Here is an 18,382-nt window from a genome sequence, read left to right as displayed (position 1 = left end):
GCCTCGCATGCTCACCACCCTCGCCATTGGCAACTACCGCTCCATCAACCATCTTGTGTTGCCACTCGGGCAACTCAACCTGGTGACCGGTGCCAACGGCAGCGGTAAATCCAACCTGTACAAGGCCCTGCGCTTGCTTGCCGAAACTGCCCAGGGCGGCGTGATCGAAGCGCTTGCCCGCGAAGGTGGGCTGGATTCGACCTGGTGGGCGGGCCCGGAGATGAGTGCGCGCATGAAGCGTGGTGAAGTGCCCATTCAAGGACAGCATCCCAGCGAAGCCAAACGCCTGCGCCTTGGGTTCGCTACCGAGGATTTCGGCTTTGCCATTTCGCTTGGGCTGCCGATTCCGCTGCCCTATCCCACTGCATTTATGCTCGACCCAGAAATCAAATCCGAGGCTATCTGGGGCGCAGGCGCATATCGTCCGTCTTCCTTGCTGGTTGAACGCAAGAACGCCATGGTTCGGGCGCGGGAAGGGAACGGTTGGGCGGTGCTGGATCAACATGCCGATAGCTGTGAGAGCTTTTTCAATATCGTTGGCCGGCCACGGCAGGCGCCGGAGATTGGCGAGTTGCGGGCGTTCATCAACAGCTGGCGGTTCTATGATCACTTTCGCATTGACCGTGAGGCGCCCTGCCGGCAGCCGCAGTTGGGGACTCGGTCGCCGGTTCTGCATCATGATGGGCGCAATCTTGCTTCAGCGTTGCAAACCATTATTGAGATTGGTGAGGTTGAAGACCTTGTAGCGGCGCTGGATGACGCGTTTGCTGGGAGTCGTCTGGAGATCGATGCGCCGCCGGGTGGGTTGTTCAGCGTGCGGCTGCACCAGCATGGGCTTTTGCGGCCGTTGGGTGGGGCTGAGTTGTCGGATGGGACGCTGCGTTATCTGTTGTTGATGGCAGCACTGCTCACGCCACGGCCGCCGTCGCTGATGGTGTTGAACGAGCCGGAGACTAGTTTGCATGCGGACCTGTTGCCAGCCCTTGCGCGGCTGATCATTCGCGCTTCGCAACGTAGCCAGGTGTGGGTCGTTTCCCATAGCGCACCGCTGATTGAGGCGCTGACGGCGTGTGAAGGTTGCAATGTATTGGAGCTGGAGAAAATCCAGGGGCAGACTCAGCTTCGCGGGGTTGGGTTGCTAGATGAGCCGTTGTGGCGGTGGGTGGACTGATAGTATTTCACGCGGTTGCCAGGGATAGTTTCAAGGTGTACACCGCCAACCATTCAGAGGACAGCGCTTTCAAACGGTGTGAAACTTCCGACAAGTGCAAAAAGTTATCCTCATCATTTAATCGCGAGCTTCAGGGTCGAACTGTATAGGCAGAAAGACCGCAGTTCCTTCGAAAGCTCCAGAACCCCAGAAACAACAAAGCCACCCGAAGGTGGCTAAGTCGCTGAAATATATGGTCGGGACGGAGTGATTCGAACACTCGACCCCTTGCACCCCATGCAAGTGCGCTACCGGGCTGCGCTACGCCCCGACTGGGCTTTGAAGCATGTTCTCAATCTTGCCGAGAACGTTGAAGAATGTACCCTAACCTCCTGATAAATGAAAGCTTTTTTTCAAAAATTTCCACTCATCATCAACAGGTCACTTCTTCAACACCACCAGTACATCTTCCAACTCGACAATCATCTGCCGAATCAGCTGCTTGTACTGGCTGGACTCATCCTTCACCTCATCACTGGAGAGCCGCAACCGCGCCCCGCCAATGGTGAATCCCTGATCATAAAGCAGCGCGCGAATCTGGCGGATCATCAGCACGTCTTGGCGCTGGTAATACCGCCGATTGCCCCGCCGCTTCACGGGGTTGAGCTGAGGGAACTCCTGCTCCCAATACCGCAGCACGTGTGGCTTCACGGCACACAATTCGCTCACTTCACCAATGGTGAAGTAGCGTTTGCCCGGTATGGGGGGCAGTTCGTCGTTATGGCTTGGTTCCAGCATAGGCCTCAACCCGGGCCTTCAACTTCTGCCCTGGACGAAAGGTGACGACGCGCCGCGCGGTGATCGGGATTTCTTCCCCTGTCTTGGGGTTGCGGCCCGGCCGCTGGCGTTTGTCGCGAAGGTCGAAGTTGCCGAAACCGGACAACTTGACCTGCTCGTTCTCTTCAAGTGCGTGCCGAATTTCTTCAAAAAACAGCTCGACCAGCTCCTTGGCCTCACGCTTGTTAAGCCCCAGCTCCTCGTACAGCCTTTCAGCCATCTCAGCTTTCGTCAGAGCACCCATGCCGTTATTTCCTTAACGTGGTGTTCAACCTTTGTTCGAGCGAGGTGAGGATGTTTTGCAGGGTAGTATTCACCTCATCGTCGTTAAGAGTGCGCGATGGATGCTGCCAGGTCAAGCCGACGGCCAGGCTTTTTCTATCAGGATCAATGCCTTTACCCTGGTAGACGTCAAACAGCCTGAGGTCTGTAAGCCATTCGCCTGCATTGTCACGAATTACTTCAAGCACCGAACTCGAAGCTACATCACGTCCTGCGATCAAAGCCAGGTCACGACGGGTTTCCGGGAACTTGGAGAGTTCGCTGAACTTCGGCAGGCGGCCTTCGACCACGTCACCCAATACCAGCTCGAAGACGAACACCGGGCGGTCCAGGTCCAGGGCTTTGGCAAGTTCTGGATGCAGGGCGCCGAGGTAGCCGACTTCCTTGCCGTCGCGCTCGATGCGGGCGGTCTGGCCTGGGTGCAGGGCGTGGTGCTTGCCGGCGACGAAGGTGAAGTCGCTCAGGGCGCCGGAGTAACCCAGCAGGGCTTCCACGTCAGCCTTGACGTCGAAGAAGTCGATGCTGTCGCGGCCATTCGCCCAGCCTTCCGGCAGGCGGCTGCCGGTGACGACGCCAGCGATCATCGGTTGCTGCTTGAGGTCACCCAGCTGGCCGACGAAGCGCAGGCCGCTTTCGAACAGGCGCACACGGTCTTGCTGGCGGTTGAGGTTGTGCTGCAGCGCCTTGACCAGGCCTGGCCACAGGGACGCACGCATGGCGGCCATGTCGCTGGAGATCGGGTTGGCCAGCAGCAGCGGCTCGACGCCTGGGGTGAACAGCTCGAACAGTTTCGGGTCGATGAAGCTGTAGGTGATGGCTTCCTGGTAGCCGCGGGCAACCAGCAGGCGGCGCAGGTTCGGCAGCTCGCCGCGGGTTTCCGGGCGGGCTTGCGGGGCCAGGCGGGCTTGCGGGTAGCGAACCGGCAGGTTGTTGTAGCCGTACAGGCGCGCCAGCTCTTCGATCAGGTCGACTTCCAGGCTGATGTCGAAGCGGTGGCTCGGGACGTTGACGGTCCACTGCCCTGCCCCGTTGGCCGTGGTGGTCAGCTCGAGGGCATTGAGCATCTGCTCGACCTGGGCGGCGTCCAGCTCCATGCCGAGCATCTGGGTGATGCGTTCGGCGCGCAGGGTCACCGGGGCGACTTGCGGCAGGTGCTGCTGGCTGACGGCTTCGACGATCGGGCCGGCTTCACCGCCGACGATCTCCAGCACCAGGGCGGTGGCGCGCTCCATGGCTTCGCGGGCCAGCTGCGAGTCGACGCCGCGCTCGTAGCGATGCGAGGCATCGGTGTGCAGGCCGTAGGAACGGGCCTTGCCAGCGACGGAAATCGGCTCGAAGAAGGCGCTTTCCAGGAACAGATCGCGGGTTTTCTCGGTGTTGACGCCGCTGTGCTCGCCACCCATCACGCCGGCAATGGCCAGGGCGCGGGTGTGGTCGGCGATGACCAGGGTGTCGGCGCGCAGGGAGACTTCCTGGCCGTCGAGCAGGACGAGCTTTTCGCCCTCTTCGGCCATGCGCACGCGGATGCCGCCGTTGATTTCGGCGAGGTCGAAGGCGTGCATCGGCTGGCCGAGCTCGAGCATCACGTAGTTGGTGATGTCGACGGCGGCGTCGATGCTGCGCACGTCGCTGCGGCGCAGGCGCTCGACCATCCACAGCGGGGTCGGCTTGGACAGGTCGACGTTGCGGATCACACGGCCCAGGTAGCGTGGGCAGGCCGCCGGGGCAGTCACTTCGACCGGGCGCACTTCGTCGTGGGCAGCCGCTACGGCTGGCACCACGGGGCGGGTGACCGGGACGTTGTACAGGGCGCTGACATCACGGGCCAGGCCCGCCAGGGACAGGCAGTCACCGCGGTTCGGGGTGAGGCCGATCTCGATGCTGGCGTCGTCCAGGTTCAGGTACTGGCGAATGTCCTGGCCCACCGGGGCGTCGGCAGCCAGTTCCAGCAGGCCGTCGTTCTCTTCGCTGATCTGCAGTTCGGCGGCCGAGCACAGCATGCCGAAGGACTCGACGCCGCGCAGCTTGGCCTTCTTGATCTTGAAGTCGCCTGGCAGTTCGGCGCCGATCATGGCGAACGGGATCTTGATGCCGGGGCGTGCGTTTGGCGCGCCGCACACGACCTGGAAGGTTTCCTGGCCGTTGCTGACCTGGCACACGCGCAGTTTGTCGGCGTCGGGGTGTTGTTCGGTGGCGAGGATCTCGCCCACGACGATGCCGCTGAACTGGCCGGCAGCGGGGGTCACGCTGTCGACTTCAAGGCCGGCCATGGACAGGCGGGCGACCAGTTCGTCACGGGAGACTTGCGGGTTTACCCAACCGCGCAGCCACTGTTCACTGAATTTCATGCTGTTCTCCTGAAAGTTGCGTCGGGCATTGACCTAGCGGAATTGCGCGAGGAAGCGCAGGTCGTTGTCGAAGAACAGACGCAAATCGTTGACGCCATAGCGCAGCATGGCCAGGCGCTCGGCGCCCATGCCGAAGGCGAAGCCCTGGAACTCTTCAGGGTCGATGCCGGACATGCGCAGCACGTTCGGGTGCACCATGCCGCAGCCCATCACTTCCAGCCAGCCGGTCTGCTTGCACACGCGGCAGCCTTTGCCGGAACACATCACGCACTGGATGTCGACTTCGGCGGACGGCTCGGTGAACGGGAAGAACGACGGGCGGAAGCGCACGGCCAGTTCTTTCTCGAAGAACACCCGCAGGAACTCTTCGATGGTGCCCTTGAGGTCGGCGAAGTTGATGTCGCGATCGATCAGCAGGCCTTCGACCTGGTGGAACATCGGCGAGTGGGTGATATCCGAGTCGCAGCGGTAGACGCGGCCCGGGCAGACAATGCGGATTGGCGGCTGGGTGGACTCCATGGTCCGCACCTGCACCGGCGAGGTGTGGGTGCGCAGCAGCATGTTGGCATTGAAATAGAAGGTGTCGTGCATCGCCCGGGCCGGGTGGTGGCCGGGGATGTTGAGCGCTTCGAAGTTGTGGTAGTCGTCTTCCACCTCTGGGCCTTCGGCGATGCCGTAGCCGATGTGGGTGAAGAACTGCTCGATGCGCTCGAGTGTACGGGTGATCGGGTGCAGGCCACCGGTGGCCTGGCCACGACCTGGCAGGGTCACATCAATGCATTCGGCGGCCAGGCGAGCGCTGAGCTCGGCCTCTTCGAAGCCTGCCTTGCGTGCGTTGAGCACCTCGGTGACGCGCTCTTTGGCGTCGTTGATCAGCGCGCCGACTTTCGGCCGCTCTTCGGCTGGCAGGTTGCCCAGGGTCTTCATCACCTGGGTCAGTTCGCCCTTCTTGCCGAGATACTGAACCCGGATCTGTTCCAGGGCATTGATGTCTTCAGCGCGCTCCACAGCTTCTAGGGCTTGGGAGACCAGCGCATCCAGGTTTTCCATGTACAGACTCCAGATACGAAAATAGGGGAAGAGCTTTGAAGGCTCTTCCCCTATCGATGACGTTTTACACCCGACGGCGCAACGCGCCGCCGGATGATTGTCGTGGGTACTTAAGCCAGAACGGCTTTAGCTTTCTCGACAATTGCAGCAAACGCCGCTTTTTCGTTCACTGCCAGGTCAGCCAGAACCTTACGGTCGATTTCGATCGACGCCTTTTTCAGGCCAGCAATCAGACGGCTGTACGACAGACCGTTGGTGCGGGCACCGGCGTTGATACGAGCGATCCACAGTGCGCGGAACTGACGCTTCTTCTGGCGACGGTCGCGGTAGGCGTATTGGCCTGCCTTGATGACTGCCTGCTTGGCTACGCGGAATACGCGCGAGCGTGCACCGTAGTAACCTTTAGCCAGTTTCAGAATTTTTTTGTGACGCTTACGAGCGATAACGCCGCGCTTTACACGAGCCATGAGTAACTTCCTCTATCTTTGACCAGAATTAACGAACGCGCAGCATGCGCGCGACTTTCGCGACGTCGGACGGGTGCAGCAGGCTGCTACCACGCAGTTGACGCTTACGCTTGGTCGACATTTTGGTCAGGATGTGGCTCTTGAAAGCGTGCTTGTGCTTGAAGCCCGAAGCTGTCTTCAGGAAGCGCTTCGCAGCACCGCTCTTGGTTTTCATTTTTGGCATGTTGGAACTCCGCATTCGATAAAATTACACATAATCATCAGGCCTGCCGTGCCCGGGAGATTACTTCTTTTTCTTGGGGGCGATGACCATCATAAGCTGGCGTCCTTCCATCTTCGGATGCTGCTCAACGGTGCCGTATTCGGCGAGGTCGGCTTCGACCCGCTTCAACAGCTCCATGCCCAGCTCCTGGTGGGCCATCTCACGGCCACGGAATCTCAGAGAGATCTTGGCCTTGTCCCCATCGGTAAGGAAACGTACCAGGTTGCGTAGTTTTACCTGGTAATCCCCATCCTCCGTCCCTGGACGAAACTTGATTTCTTTGATCTGGATCTGCTTCTGGTTTTTCTTGGCTTCGTTAGCCTGCTTCTTCTTCTCGAAGAGGTGCTTGCCGTAGTCCATGACCTTGCAGACCGGCGGTACCGCGTCTGCAGAGATTTCTACCAGATCCAGCTTCGCTTCATCAGCGATACGCAGCGCTTCATCAATCGAGACGATGCCAACCTGCTCGCCGTCTGCGCCAATTAACCGAACCTCGCGGGCCGAGATATTCTCGTTGATCGGGGCCTTCGGTACAGCACGCTTATCGTTTCTCATTTCACGCTTAATAGTCATTACTCCGATTCTTGGCGACCACGCCGGGAAACCGCTTGTGTCAGCAGCTCAGCGAATTGGGCGACGGGCATGGAGCCCAGGTCTGCGCCTTCGCGAGTACGCACAGCGACGGTTTGCGTTTCGACTTCGCGATCCCCTATAACCAAAAGGTACGGGACCTTGAGCAAAGTATGCTCGCGGATTTTAAAGCCGATCTTCTCATTTCTCAAGTCCGACTTGGCACGGAAACCGCTACCGTTCAGAGATTTCTCAACCTCGAGGGCGAAATCGGCCTGTTTGTCGGTGATGTTCATGATCACCGCCTGGGTCGGTGCCAGCCACGCCGGGAACACGCCGGCATAGTGCTCGATGAGCATGCCGATGAAGCGTTCGAACGAGCCGAGGATGGCGCGGTGCAGCATCACCGGGCGCTTGCGCGCGTTGTCTTCGGCGATGTAGCTGGCGTCCAGGCGCTCTGGCAGGTTCGGGTCGTACTGCAGGGTACCGCACTGCCAGTTACGGCCGAGGCAGTCGCGCAGGGTGAACTCGATCTTCGGGCCGTAGAAGGCGCCCTCGCCCGGCTGGTATTCCCACTCCAGGCCCGATTCGTTCAGGGCGTCGGCCAGTGCACCTTCGGCACGGTCCCACAGCTCTTCGGAACCGACACGCTTGGCCGGACGGGTGGACAGCTTCATGGCCACGTCGGTGAAGCCGAAGTCGTTGTACACGTCCAGGGTCAGCTTGATGAAGTCGGCGGCTTCCTTCTTCACCTGATCTTCGGTGCAGAAGATGTGCGCGTCGTCCTGCACGAAGCCACGCACGCGCATGATGCCGTGCAGGGCGCCGGATGGCTCGTTACGGTGGCAGGCACCGAACTCGGCCAGGCGCAGCGGCAGGTCGCGGTAGCTCTTCAGGCCTTGGTTGAACACCTGCACGTGGCACGGGCAGTTCATCGGTTTTACCGCAAAATCACGGCTTTCCGACGAAGTGGTGAACATGTTCTCGGCGTAGTTGGACCAGTGGCCGGAGCGCTCCCAGAGGATGCGGTCGACAACTTGCGGGGTCTTGATTTCCTGGTAGCCGTTTTCGCGCTGGATCTTGCGCATGTACTGCTCGAGTACCTGGTAGACGGTCCAGCCGTTGGCGTGCCAGAACACCATGCCCGGGGCTTCTTCCTGCAGGTGGAAGAGGTCGAGCTGCTTGCCGATCTTGCGGTGGTCGCGTTTTTCGGCTTCTTCGATGCGCTGGATGTAGGCCGCCAGCTGCTTCTTGTCAGCCCAGGCGGTGCCGTACACACGTTGCAGCTGCTCGTTCTTGGCATCGCCGCGCCAGTAGGCGCCAGACAGCTTGGTCAGCTTGAATGCCTTGAGGAAGCGGGTGTTCGGCACGTGCGGGCCACGGCACATGTCGACGTATTCTTCGTGGTAGTACAGGCCCATGGCCTGCTCGTCGGGCATGTCCTCGACCAGGCGCAGCTTGTAGTCTTCGCCACGGGTCTTGAACACGTCGATGACTTCGGCACGCGGGGTCATCTTCTTGACGACGTCGTAGTCCTTCTCGATCAGCTGCTGCATGCGCTTTTCGATGGCGGCCAGATCTTCAGGGGTGAAGGGGCGCTCGTAGGCGATGTCGTAGTAGAAGCCTTCGTCGATGACCGGGCCGATGACCATCTTGGCGGTCGGGTACAGCTGCTTCACCGCGTGGCCGATCAGGTGGGCGCACGAGTGACGGATGATCTCCAGTCCCTCTTCATCTTTAGGGGTGATGATCTGCAGCTTGGCATCGTGGGTGATCAGGTCGCAGGCATCGACCAGCTTGCCATCGACTTTGCCGGCCAGGGTGGCTTTAGCCAGGCCTGCGCCGATCGACGCGGCAACGTCGGCTACGGAAACGGCGTGATCGAACGCGCGTTGGCTGCCATCGGGAAGAGTAATAACGGGCATGGCGCCTCCTCTCCTAGTGGTGACCCCTACCAAAGGTCACGTGGGTTGGGATGAGCCAGTACAAGATCCGACCTGCCTTCCCTTGGGGGAAGCCTGCCTCACAGTGGCAGAAGCCTTTCGGCTTGCCAGGGGGACCTGAGTGACTGGAAGGTAAAAAGATAGCTGCAACTGGATAGCTGCAAGCCGAGCATGCTAGCACGCAGGTTGCGCAGCCGGCAGAAATATTTGGAAATTACACCGCCACGGTGAACTAACGCGGAAAATTTCCTATCAGACTTTGGGAAGCAACCTACTCTTGATGAGACCTTAACCCAAGGAGTGTGTGGTTATGCGAGTACCGTCTCTTCTAGCGCTAGCGGCTGCTGGCGCTCTGTTGATGCCCCTGGCCGCGACTGCTGGCAACTTCCCTGCCGGCCAAGAGGCCGGTTACATGTCGCAATGCAAACAAGTTGCCCAGGGCCAAGGCCTTGACGCGGCATCCGCCGACAAACATTGCGCGTGCGGCGCACAAGCGATCAAGAAGAACTTCACTGACGCTGAAATCAAGGATTTGAACAGCACCGACGGCGTCGATGCCAAGCTGATGCAGAAGGCACAGACCGTGGTACAGGCCGCCTGCAAGCCGAAATGACCGGTTCGCAGGGTATCAGGCACGCATCATTTGGCCTGGATCAATATCCTGCGAAGGTAAAAGGCGCCACATCTGCAGAATTAGACTATGATGTTGTCCGTGCTCCGTAGCCTCGGCCACATTGCACCATCGAAAAAATCAAATGCTCTGGAGATTCACCCCATGTCCAATCGCCAAAACGGCACCGTCAAATGGTTCAATGATGAGAAAGGCTACGGCTTCATCACCCCAGCAGGCGGCGGCGACGACCTGTTCGTACACTTCAAGGCCATCGAATCCGACGGCTTCAAGAGCCTGAAAGAAGGCCAGGCTGTTTCCTTCGTCGCCGAGCGCGGCCAGAAGGGCATGCAGGCTGCACAGGTTCGTCCGGAGTAATTCGGAAGCTGTAAAAAAACCCGCCTTCGTGGCGGGTTTTTTATGCCTGCTGAATAATCAGCCGCAGTTGACGCGGGTTACCACGCCCTGCTCGTTCACATTCAGGTTCAAACGCTCGGAGCGGTATTCCAGGGTCACGACATCATGCGGCTTGAGGATACGCGCCATCTGCGAGCCACTGGCCTTGCGCGCCTGCTCGAGCAGCTCGGCACTGCCTTGCTTGCCGATGGCGAAGTCGGCACCACTGGCCTCGCAACGGCCGTCGTTGCCGGCGGGCGCAGCAGGCTCCTTGCCACCACCAGAGTTACCGCCAGTGCTGCAACCAGCCAGCACGGCAGCCACCAGCAAGGTTGCCAGGGAAGCGCGGGTTCGGAACATGAATCCTCCTAAATCAGATCTGGGAACTGCCTGATGGGACAGCGCCACCAGCCATTCGTTGCAAAACGCCCAAGTCTGCCTGAACTCGCCACGTTGGGCGAAAGGCAATCGTGACCGAATTTTGCGGCGTTGCTCACACGCTGCCTGGCTCAAGGCGCTAAGCTTTTTAAGCTGGGAAGCGCAAAGCCATTGACGCAATGTCATGATTTACTTTAAGAAGTGAAGGCACAATGCCTTCTTCGAACACCAGGGTCAGGTGTTCGCCCCTCCGCCCTGGGCCCCCAGTGAGAGCCTTTCATGAGCAGCCATAGCATCGACGCCGACATCAAGGTCAAATGGGCCGAGGGCCAGAGCGCCTACAGCCCCAGCACGCCCGAAGAGCTGCTGCTGATCGCCATCGACTTGCTGGTGCGCGACCGCGGTGGCGAGGCGGCGCGCAGCTTCATCGACCAGGTGTTCGAGCGCTACGCACCGCACACGGCTATTGCAATCGAGCCAGGCGCTCGCTGAGCAGGTCGAAGAAGCCCTGGGCATCACCTTCTGCTACCCACATCACGTTGGCCGGCTGCTTGAGCACGCCGTACCAGTCGGCGACGGTCTGGCCGAAGGTCGGGCCTTCGCGGCTGTCGACGCTCATGTGGATGCGCCGGCCGCTGAACAGCTCGGGCTTGAGCAGGTAGGCGATGACGCTGGCGTCATGCACCGGGCCGCCGGGCAGGCCGTAGAGGTCCATGTCGTGCTTGACGTAGGCATTGAGAATGTCCACCACCAACTGGCTGGCGTGGTTGTTCACCGCGCCAATCTGCTTCAGGCGTGCGTCGCTGGTCAGCATCTTGTGGGTGACATCCAGCGGCAGGTAGGTCAGCGGCACGCCACTGGCCAGCACCACCTCGGCGGCATGCGGGTCGGCGAACAGGTTGAATTCCGCCACCGGGGTGATGTTGCCGCCATTGAAGTGGGCGCCGCCCATCACGATCACTTCCTTGATGCCTTTGGCGATTTCCGGCTTCTGGATGAGCGCCAGGGCCAGGTTGGTTTGCGGGCCGAGCATGGCCAAAGTGATGCTCTGGGGCTTGGCGGCGCCCAGGGTGTCGACCAGGTATTGCACGGCGCTGCCTTGGGCCAGCGGCTGCTTGGGCTCATGCACCTGGACGCCGGTCAGGCCTTCTTCACCGTGCACTTCGGCGGCGTAGATGGGCGTGCGCACCAGCGGGCGCCCTGCCCCGGCGTAGATCGGGATGTCTTCGCGGCCTGCCCATTCACGGGCCAGGCGGGCGTTGCGCGAGGTCTTGTCGAGGCGCACATTGCCCGCCACGGTGGTGATGGCGCGGATGTCCAGCGCTTCAGGGGACGCCATGGCAAGGAACAGCGCGACCACGTCGTCGGCGCCAGGGTCGGTGTCGATGATCAGCTCGCGAGGGGCGGCCTGGAGAGTAGTGGTAGCGGCCGCGGCCATGAGGGTCAGTCCTTGTAGCAGGGGTTTGAGCATGGGGCACTCCTGTTGCCTTGAGGGTGAAGCAAGCCCCTGTGGGAGCCGGCTTGCCGGCGATCGAGGGCGCAGCCCTCGCTTCTAAAAGGTGACGCCAGAGACCAGCGCAATGTTGCTGTAGGGCTGACACTCCCCGGTACGCACCACCGCACGGGCACTGCGCGACAGCACCTTGAATTCGTCATGGCTCAGCCACTCGCGTTTGCCGAGCTTGCCTTTCAAGCGCTCGATCTCGACCAGCGCCGGCGGCACCACCTTCTGCATCTCTTCTGCCAGCACATGCCGCTCCACCTGCAGCTCGCTGAGCACTGCCCGCAACACGCTGGCAAAGTCCGGCACGCCCGCCGTCAACGCCAGGTCGATCAGCTCGACACCCGGCGGCACCGGTAGCCCGGCATCGCCGATCACCAGGATGTCGCCATGGCCCATGCCGGCAATGGTGCGCGACAAGGCCACGTTGAGCAGCGCGGTCTTTTTCATGGAGTCAGCTCCGCCAGATAAGGTATCGAAGGCTGCGCGCCGGCACGGGTGACAGACAGCGCAGCGGCGCGCTGGCCGAAGGCGATCGCCTCGCCCTCCTCCTTGCCCTGCACCAGCGCCGCGGCAAAACCGCCGACGAAGGTATCGCCGGCGGCCGTGGTATCCAGCGGCTTGACCTGCGGCGCCGGGAAATGCCGGCTGCCCTCGGGGCCGACGAACAGCGCCCCCTGCGCGCCCAAGGTGACAATCACCTTGCCCGCCCCCATCTGCAACAGGCGCTCGGCGGCGCGTCGGGCACCGTCCAGGTCGCGCACCGGCTCGCCGGTCAACGCCTCGGCCTCGTGCTCGTTGGGGATCAGGTAATCGATGTTGGCGAACCACTCGGCTGGCAACGGGCCGGTGACCGGCGCCGGGTTCAGAATCACCCGCTTGCCCAGCTCACGCCCCCTGACCAGCACCCAGGCCACGGTGGCGACAGGCACCTCAAGCTGGCAGACGACCACCTCGGCAGCCTGCAGCAACCCATCGAAGCGCTGCACCGCCTCGGGCGTCAGCAAGCCATTGCCACCAGGAATGATGACGATGCAGTTCTGGCTGGCGGCATCCACGGTAATCAGCGCCACGCCGCTGGACACACCCTGGCACACGCCCACCGCCTGGCAATCGATGCCCTCCACTTCCAGCGCCTGGCGCAGCTGCAACCCATAGGCGTCATCACCCACGTTGCCGACCATGGCCACACTGCCACCCAGGCGCGCCACCGCCACCGCCTGGTTGGCGCCCTTGCCACCGGGCACGGTAAAGAAGCTTTCGCCCGCCAATGTTTCACCTGGCCGGGGCAGCCGTTCGGCGCGCGCGACCAGGTCCATGTTGAGGCTACCGACCACCAGCACCTTGGCACTCATGACGATTCCTTAGCGGTAATCATTGAAAAGATCCGGGCGTGGCCCGGTGGACTCGCGCAGCACAATGCGCGGGGCGACGATGCGCTGCTCGGCACCCTCGCGGCGCGGTGTGGCGATGCGCGACAGCAACAGCGCCGCTGCGTTTTCGCCCAGCTCGCGTATCGACTGGCCGACCGTGGTCAGCGGCGGGTACACGTAGCGGCTCAGCTCGATGTCGTCAAAGCCGATCACCGACAGCTCGCCCGGCACGCTGATATTGCGCTCGGCCGCCGCCCGCAGCACCCCGAAGCCGATCATGTCGTTGCCGGCAAAAATCGCCGTGGGGCGCCGGCCCTCGAGCAATTGCGCGGCAGCCGCGTGGCCGCCGGGGCTGGTGAAGTCGCAGTGCAGCACATTGGCGCTTGGCACCTCGACCTTCGCCTCGGCCAGCGCACGCCGAAAGCCCGCCAGGCGTAACTGGCTGACGCCGGTTTCGGCCGGGCCGCCGATATAGGCGATGTCGCGATGGCCCAGCTCCAGCAGGTGGCAGGTCGCAAGATAGGCGCCGTGTTCATGGTCGATGCGCACAAGGTCCGCCTCCACGCCTTCCAGCTCACGGTCGACGATGACCATCGGCGTGCGCACGCAGGCCAGGCTTTGCAGCAGGTCGCTGTCTTCGCCCACCGACGCCACCACCAGCCCGTCGATGCGTTTTTCCAGCAGCACGCGCAGGTAGCTGCGCTGCTTTTGCGGGTTGTCGTCGGAGTTGCACAGGATCACGCAGTAGCCGTTGCGCTCGCAGGCATCCTCGATGCCCCGCGCCAGCTCGGCAAAATAGGGGTTGACGCTGTTGGGCACCAGCAGGCCAATGGTGGCCGTGCTGCGCGCCTTGAGCGAGCGCGCCACGGCGCTGGGTACGTAGTCGAGCTCGGCGATGGCCGCTTCGACCTTGAGCCGTACCTGCTCGCTGACAGGCCGGGTCTTGTTCAGCACATGTGACACGGTGGTGTAGGAAATACCCGCAAGTGCAGCGACGTCTTTGATGGTTGCCATGTTTTTTCAGTTCCGCCGGTTCGAACGCCGGCTGCGATAAGTGTCGAGCACCACGGCGATGACGATGACCGCCCCGGTGATGATGCGTTTGGTGGGTTCCGACGCGCCGATCTGCGCAAGGCCTGCGGCCAGCACGGAGATGATGAGCACGCCGAAGAAGGTGCTGATGACCGAGCCGCGCCCGCCCATCAGGCTGGTGCCGCCGATGACCACCGCGGCGATCACCTGCAATTCGAGGCCGGCGCCGGCATTGGGGTCGGCGGCCTCCAGCCGGGAAATCTGGAACAGCGCAGCCAGGCCGGCCAGCAGGCCCATCAGGGCGAACACCAGTACTTTGTAGGGGCGCGGGTCGATGCCGGCCAGCCGCACGGCTTCTTCGTTGGTGCCGATGCCGATCAGGTAGCGGCCGAACACAGTGCGGGTCAGCACCAGCTGGGCCAGGATGATCACCAGCAAGGCAATGATGAAGGCCGGCGAGATACCGAAGGCGATTGGGTTGGAGAACCAGGCATAGGCATCGCCGATGTAGGCGGTGCGCGAGTCGGTGAACTGGTAGGCCAGGCCACGGGCCATCTCCAGCACGCCGAGGGAGACGATGAACGACGGGATGCGCCAGGCCACGGTGACCGCGCCGGTGACGCTGCCGGCCAGGGCTGCCGCAGCCATGCCGAGCAAAGCCGCCGGCAGCACGCCCCAGCCCCAGCCGAGGATCGCCACGCTCACCGTGGACGCCGCCAGGGCAAGCACCGAGCCGACCGAGAGGTCGATGCCGCCGATGATCAGCACGAAGGTCATGCCCACCGCCAGCACCATCAGGTCGGGGATCTGGTTGGCCAGGGTGCTGAAGGTGGCATAGGACCAGAAGTGGCTGCTAAGCAGCGAGAACAGCACGATCATCGCCAGCAAGGCGCCGGCCAGGCCCAGGTAGGTGCCAAGGCCCAGGTACGTGCCGCTGCGGCGTGCGGGGGTGCTGCCGGAGGTATCGAGAGGTGTGGTTTTCATGCATCCATCCTGGGTGCTGCGTCGTGCAGCAGGGCGTCACGTTTCTGGTAGCCGGCGAAGGCGGCGGCAAGAATCTGGTCCTGGCTCCAATGGTCGCGCTCGAAGGTGTCGATCAGGCGCCCGGCAGAGAGCACGGCGATGCGGTCGCAGATCAGCATCAGCTCGCGCAGGTCGCTGGACACCACCACCAACGCCTTGCCCTGGCGCGCCAGTTCCGCCAGCAGGCCATAGATATCGAACTTGGCGCCCACGTCGATGCCGCGGGTCGGCTCGTCGAACAGCAGCACCTGGCAATCGCGCTCCAGCCAGCGGCCGATCACCACCTTTTGCTGGTTGCCGCCCGACAGCTCGCCAACGGCCTGCGCGGCGCCGGCACTGCGAATGCGCATGGCGGCGATCTGCCGATCGGCCAGCGCCCGCTCGGCATCGCCGTCGAGCACCCCGGCGCGGGACACGGCGCCAAGGTTGCCCAGGGCGATGTTGGCGCTGATCGACTGTGACAGCAGCAAGCCTTCGCCCTTGCGGTCCTCGGTGATCAGGGCGATGCCGGCCTTGACCGCGGCCTTGGGCGAGTCGATGGTCACCTCCCTGAGCGGCTGGCCCAGGGCAATGCTGCCGCTGTCGGCGCGGTCGGCGCCGAAGATCAGCCGCAGCAGTTCGGTGCGCCCGGCACCGATCAACCCGGAGATGCCGAAGATCTCCCCTGCCCTGACCTGCAGCGACACATCACGCACCTTGTCGCCACGGCACAGGTGCTCGACCTTGAGCAGCGGCGCGCCAAGGGTGCGCCGGCCCAGGTCGATGTGCTCGCCCAGCTCCCGGCCGACCATCAGGTTGACCAGCTCGCTGCTGCTGTAGCGCTGGATCGGCTCATCGCACACCAGCTTGCCGTCGCGCAGCACCACGATGCGCTGGGCCACGCGCTGCAATTCTTCGAGGCGATGGGAGATGTAGACGATGGCCACGCCACGCTGGCGCAGGCGTTCGATCTGCACGAACAGCAGCTCCACCTCGCGGGCGGTGAGCATGGCCGTGGGCTCGTCGAAGATCAGCACATGGCAGTCGCCGATCAGGTTGCGGGCGATCTCGACCATCTGCTGGTGGCCGATGCCCAGCTCGCCGACCGGGGTATCCGGGTCGATGGCGTCCAGGCCGACCTGGGCCATGGCGGCCGCGGCCAGCTGGCGCAGGCGCTTGTGGCTGATCCAGCCGAAGCGGCTGGGCAGGTTGTCGAGGAACAGGTTCTCGGCCACGGTCAGGGTCGGCAGCAGGTTCAGCTCCTGCATCACCATGCGCACCCCGAGGCGCTCGGCATCGCTGCGGCTGGCCGGGGCGTAAGCCTGGCCGCGGTAGCGCATGTGGCCGGTGGTGGGCGTCTCGAGGCCGCTGATGAGTTTGGACAGGGTGCTCTTGCCCGCGCCGTTCTCGCCGGTCAGGGCCAGTACCTCGCCCGCGCGCAGGGCCAGGCTGACGTCGCCGAGCACCGGCTGGGCATAGCTCTTGCCCAGGCCGGTGGCGATCAGCACCCCTTCATCGGCCGTTGCAGGCATGGCCATCTCTCCTGGGCGTCAAGGCTGGGTGATCAGCGTGACCGGGGTCTGGATGACGTTGTCGGCATCCACGTCCGGCTTTTCTCCCTTGAGCATTTTCAGCGCCGCCTGGATGCCGAACACCGCTTGCTGGCTGGCCGCCTGGTCGAGGGTGGCGAGCACGCGGCCATCCTTGAGCATCGGCTTGATGGCGTTGATGTTGTCGTAGCCCACCACTTGCACCTGGCCGGTCTTGCCAGCGGCGCGCACGGCCGACACAGCGCCCAGGGCCATGCTGTCGTTGCCGGCCAGCAGGGCCTTGAGGTCGGGGTATTCGTTGAGCATGGAGGCGGCAACCGCGTTGCCCTTGTCGATTTCCCAGTTGCCGGACTGGGTCGAGACGATCTTCATCCCTGCGGCGTCCATGGCGTCCTTGAAGCCCGCTGTGCGCTGCTGGGCGTTGGTGGTGGTCGACACGCCTTCGATGATGCCGACCTGGTCACCGGCCTTGAGCTTTTCCTTGGCCAGGTAGTCGCCGACCATGCGCGCGCCCTTGCGGTTGTCGGGGCCGACGAAGGGCACGCTGATCTGCTTGCTCTTGAGCACGTCGGGGTCGAGGCGGTTGTCGATGTTGACCACGGTGATGCCGGCGTCCATGGCTTTCTTCACCACCGGCACCAGCGCCTTGGAGTCGGCCGGGGCAAGGATGATGGCCTTGGCGCCGGTGGCGATCATCTGCTCGACGATGCGGATCTGGTTGCCGGTATCGGTTTCGTCCTTGATGCCGTTGGCCACCAGCTCGAAGTCATCGGCATGGGCTTTCTGGTAGTCCTTGGCGCCATCTTCCATGGTGCGGAAAAACTCGTTGGCCAGGGACTTCATCACCAGCGCGACCTTGGGCTTGTCTTCGGCGTGGGCAGCGGAAAACGGCATGGCCAGGGACAGGGAAGAAATGACGGCGAGCGCCAGCAGACGACCAGGGAACGGCAGCTTCATGGGAAATGACTCCGGATCTTGTGATTTTTATCGGGTCGCAAACGTTTGCGTTAACTAACTATGGAAACAGGTTGCCCTTTTGTCAAATCCGTTTCGCTTTCGGGGTTTCGCCGCTCTGGCGCAGATTATCGGGGATTTTACGGAAAACCGAACAGGTTTTCCTATTCTTGTTCGGGGTTCCGAACGAACGGGCATCTGCCGGCCTCGCCGGAGCCTTGTTATGACGGCGCTTGCGGCCGATTACGCGCGGGTGGTACGAAAACTGCGTGGCAGGCGCTGCGTCACAACAAAAAATCTCATTAGGAAGAGAGAGAACAATAACCATGAACGCTGCACTTAAAACCTTTGCCCCCAGCGCCCTTGCGCTGCTGCTGATCCTGCCGTCCATGGCCTTGGCCAAGGAAGTCGAGAACCAGCAGAAGCTGGCCAACGTGGTGATCCTCGCCACCGGCGGCACCATCGCCGGCGCTGGCGCCAGCGCGGCCAACAGCGCCACCTACCAGGCTGCCAAGGTTGGCGTCGACAAGCTGATTGCCGGCGTGCCGGAACTGGCCGACCTGGCCAATGTGCGCGGCGAGCAGGTGATGCAGATCGCCTCCGAAAGCATCACCAATGTTCACAGGTTTATCAGTAACGGACGGACATCGCTCTAGCCCTTCCGCCACAAGGGCTCC

20 protein-coding genes, 1 tRNA gene and 1 pseudogene are annotated in these 18,382 nt (G+C 62.4%); 5 read left to right on the top strand and 17 right to left on the bottom strand.

From position 1 onward, the window contains the following. The first annotated feature begins 7 nt into the window (after positions 1-7). Positions 8-1,171: an AAA family ATPase gene (locus ACIPG5_RS02785; protein WP_176514432.1), complete on the top strand. Its 1,164-nt coding sequence runs from the start codon at positions 8-10 to the stop codon at positions 1,169-1,171. Between the two features lie 233 nt (positions 1,172-1,404). Here ACIPG5_RS02785 and ACIPG5_RS02780 read toward each other — a convergent pair. The 9 genes from ACIPG5_RS02780 to thrS form a co-directional block, all read right to left on the bottom strand. Beyond that, positions 1,405-1,481, bottom strand: a tRNA-Pro gene (locus ACIPG5_RS02780). A 110-nt stretch (positions 1,482-1,591) separates the two neighbouring features. Next, on the bottom strand, positions 1,592-1,948 hold the full coding sequence (locus tag ACIPG5_RS02775; protein WP_008100384.1) for a MerR family transcriptional regulator: 357 nt from the start codon (positions 1,946-1,948) through the stop codon (positions 1,592-1,594). After that, positions 1,929-2,231: an integration host factor subunit alpha gene (gene ihfA / locus ACIPG5_RS02770; RefSeq protein ID WP_003250679.1), complete on the bottom strand. Its 303-nt coding sequence runs from the start codon at positions 2,229-2,231 to the stop codon at positions 1,929-1,931. Before ihfA ends, ACIPG5_RS02775 begins: the two co-directional genes overlap by 20 nt. A gap of 4 nt (positions 2,232-2,235) precedes the next feature. Next, complete coding sequence (pheT, locus tag ACIPG5_RS02765; RefSeq protein ID WP_401373192.1) at positions 2,236-4,617, bottom strand: phenylalanine--tRNA ligase subunit beta; 2,382 nt, start codon at positions 4,615-4,617, stop codon at positions 2,236-2,238. Between the two features lie 33 nt (positions 4,618-4,650). Next, positions 4,651-5,667, bottom strand: coding sequence for a phenylalanine--tRNA ligase subunit alpha (pheS, locus tag ACIPG5_RS02760; RefSeq protein ID WP_176514290.1), 1,017 nt, complete (start codon positions 5,665-5,667; stop codon positions 4,651-4,653). A gap of 110 nt (positions 5,668-5,777) precedes the next feature. Further along, a complete protein-coding gene (gene rplT, locus ACIPG5_RS02755) occupies positions 5,778-6,134 on the bottom strand; it encodes a 50S ribosomal protein L20 (protein ID WP_003250671.1) in 357 nt (118 codons plus the stop codon). Positions 6,135-6,162: 28 nt separating this feature from the next. Beyond that, a complete protein-coding gene (gene rpmI / locus ACIPG5_RS02750) occupies positions 6,163-6,357 on the bottom strand; it encodes a 50S ribosomal protein L35 (RefSeq protein WP_008100408.1) in 195 nt (64 codons plus the stop codon). Between the two features lie 60 nt (positions 6,358-6,417). Then, positions 6,418-6,969, bottom strand: a complete 552-nt coding sequence (gene infC, locus ACIPG5_RS02745) for a translation initiation factor IF-3 (protein ID WP_012052879.1) — start codon at positions 6,967-6,969, stop codon at positions 6,418-6,420. Further along, the gene (gene thrS / locus ACIPG5_RS02740) at positions 6,969-8,891 is read right to left on the bottom strand and encodes a threonine--tRNA ligase (protein ID WP_176514288.1); all 1,923 of its coding nucleotides are present in this window, start codon (positions 8,889-8,891) and stop codon (positions 6,969-6,971) included. Before thrS ends, infC begins: the two co-directional genes overlap by 1 nt. A gap of 328 nt (positions 8,892-9,219) precedes the next feature. Here thrS and ACIPG5_RS02735 point away from each other — a divergent pair, with 328 nt between their 5' ends. Both ACIPG5_RS02735 and ACIPG5_RS02730 read left to right on the top strand, forming a co-directional pair. Beyond that, positions 9,220-9,522, top strand: a complete 303-nt coding sequence (locus tag ACIPG5_RS02735; protein ID WP_286914080.1) for a hypothetical protein — start codon at positions 9,220-9,222, stop codon at positions 9,520-9,522. Positions 9,523-9,684: 162 nt separating this feature from the next. Further along, positions 9,685-9,897 carry a cold-shock protein gene (locus tag ACIPG5_RS02730; protein WP_159411216.1) on the top strand — a complete coding sequence of 71 codons (213 nt, stop codon included), beginning with the start codon at positions 9,685-9,687 and terminating at the stop codon, positions 9,895-9,897. 57 nt (positions 9,898-9,954) lie between these two features. Here the strand turns inward: ACIPG5_RS02730 and ACIPG5_RS02725 are convergent, their stop codons facing one another. Beyond that, on the bottom strand, positions 9,955-10,275 hold the full coding sequence (locus ACIPG5_RS02725; protein WP_286914081.1) for an I78 family peptidase inhibitor: 321 nt from the start codon (positions 10,273-10,275) through the stop codon (positions 9,955-9,957). A gap of 297 nt (positions 10,276-10,572) precedes the next feature. Between ACIPG5_RS02725 and ACIPG5_RS02720 the strand changes: the two genes are divergently transcribed. Then, positions 10,573-10,785: a hypothetical protein gene (locus ACIPG5_RS02720; RefSeq protein WP_103446789.1), complete on the top strand. Its 213-nt coding sequence runs from the start codon at positions 10,573-10,575 to the stop codon at positions 10,783-10,785. On the opposite strand, the gene ACIPG5_RS02715 is transcribed toward ACIPG5_RS02720, so the two are convergent. The 7 genes from ACIPG5_RS02715 to ACIPG5_RS02685 all read right to left on the bottom strand — a co-directional run bounded on the left by ACIPG5_RS02715 (position 10,757) and on the right by ACIPG5_RS02685 (position 17,708). Further along, on the bottom strand, positions 10,757-11,764 hold the full coding sequence (locus ACIPG5_RS02715) for a nucleoside hydrolase (protein WP_176514282.1): 1,008 nt from the start codon (positions 11,762-11,764) through the stop codon (positions 10,757-10,759). The two genes, ACIPG5_RS02720 and ACIPG5_RS02715, sit on opposite strands and share 29 nt — an antisense overlap. A gap of 81 nt (positions 11,765-11,845) precedes the next feature. Next, the gene (gene rbsD / locus ACIPG5_RS02710; protein WP_236235396.1) at positions 11,846-12,244 is read right to left on the bottom strand and encodes a D-ribose pyranase; all 399 of its coding nucleotides are present in this window, start codon (positions 12,242-12,244) and stop codon (positions 11,846-11,848) included. Further along, on the bottom strand, positions 12,241-13,149 hold the full coding sequence (gene rbsK / locus ACIPG5_RS02705; protein WP_401373187.1) for a ribokinase: 909 nt from the start codon (positions 13,147-13,149) through the stop codon (positions 12,241-12,243). Before rbsK ends, rbsD begins: the two co-directional genes overlap by 4 nt. 9 nt (positions 13,150-13,158) lie before the next feature. Continuing rightward, positions 13,159-14,181, bottom strand: a complete 1,023-nt coding sequence (locus ACIPG5_RS02700; protein ID WP_176514275.1) for a LacI family DNA-binding transcriptional regulator — start codon at positions 14,179-14,181, stop codon at positions 13,159-13,161. 6 nt (positions 14,182-14,187) lie between these two features. Further along, complete coding sequence (locus ACIPG5_RS02695) at positions 14,188-15,183, bottom strand: ABC transporter permease (protein WP_176514273.1); 996 nt, start codon at positions 15,181-15,183, stop codon at positions 14,188-14,190. Continuing rightward, positions 15,180-16,733 (bottom strand): sugar ABC transporter ATP-binding protein, encoded by a 1,554-nt coding sequence (locus ACIPG5_RS02690; RefSeq protein ID WP_401373184.1) that lies wholly within the window; start codon positions 16,731-16,733, stop codon positions 15,180-15,182. Before ACIPG5_RS02690 ends, ACIPG5_RS02695 begins: the two co-directional genes overlap by 4 nt. 18 nt (positions 16,734-16,751) lie before the next feature. Continuing rightward, positions 16,752-17,708: a sugar ABC transporter substrate-binding protein gene (locus ACIPG5_RS02685; RefSeq protein ID WP_401373182.1), complete on the bottom strand. Its 957-nt coding sequence runs from the start codon at positions 17,706-17,708 to the stop codon at positions 16,752-16,754. 323 nt (positions 17,709-18,031) lie between these two features. Between ACIPG5_RS02685 and ACIPG5_RS02680 the strand changes: the two are divergent. Continuing rightward, positions 18,032-18,322: pseudogene (locus ACIPG5_RS02680) on the top strand (asparaginase domain-containing protein); the annotation flags it as partial. Between the last annotated feature and the right edge of the window lie 60 nt (positions 18,323-18,382).

This window comes from Pseudomonas sp. NPDC087029 (genome assembly GCF_044745345.1).
Lineage (GTDB): Bacteria > Pseudomonadota > Gammaproteobacteria > Pseudomonadales > Pseudomonadaceae > Aquipseudomonas > Aquipseudomonas faucium.
This window is presented reverse-complemented; position numbering and strand designations above follow the sequence as displayed.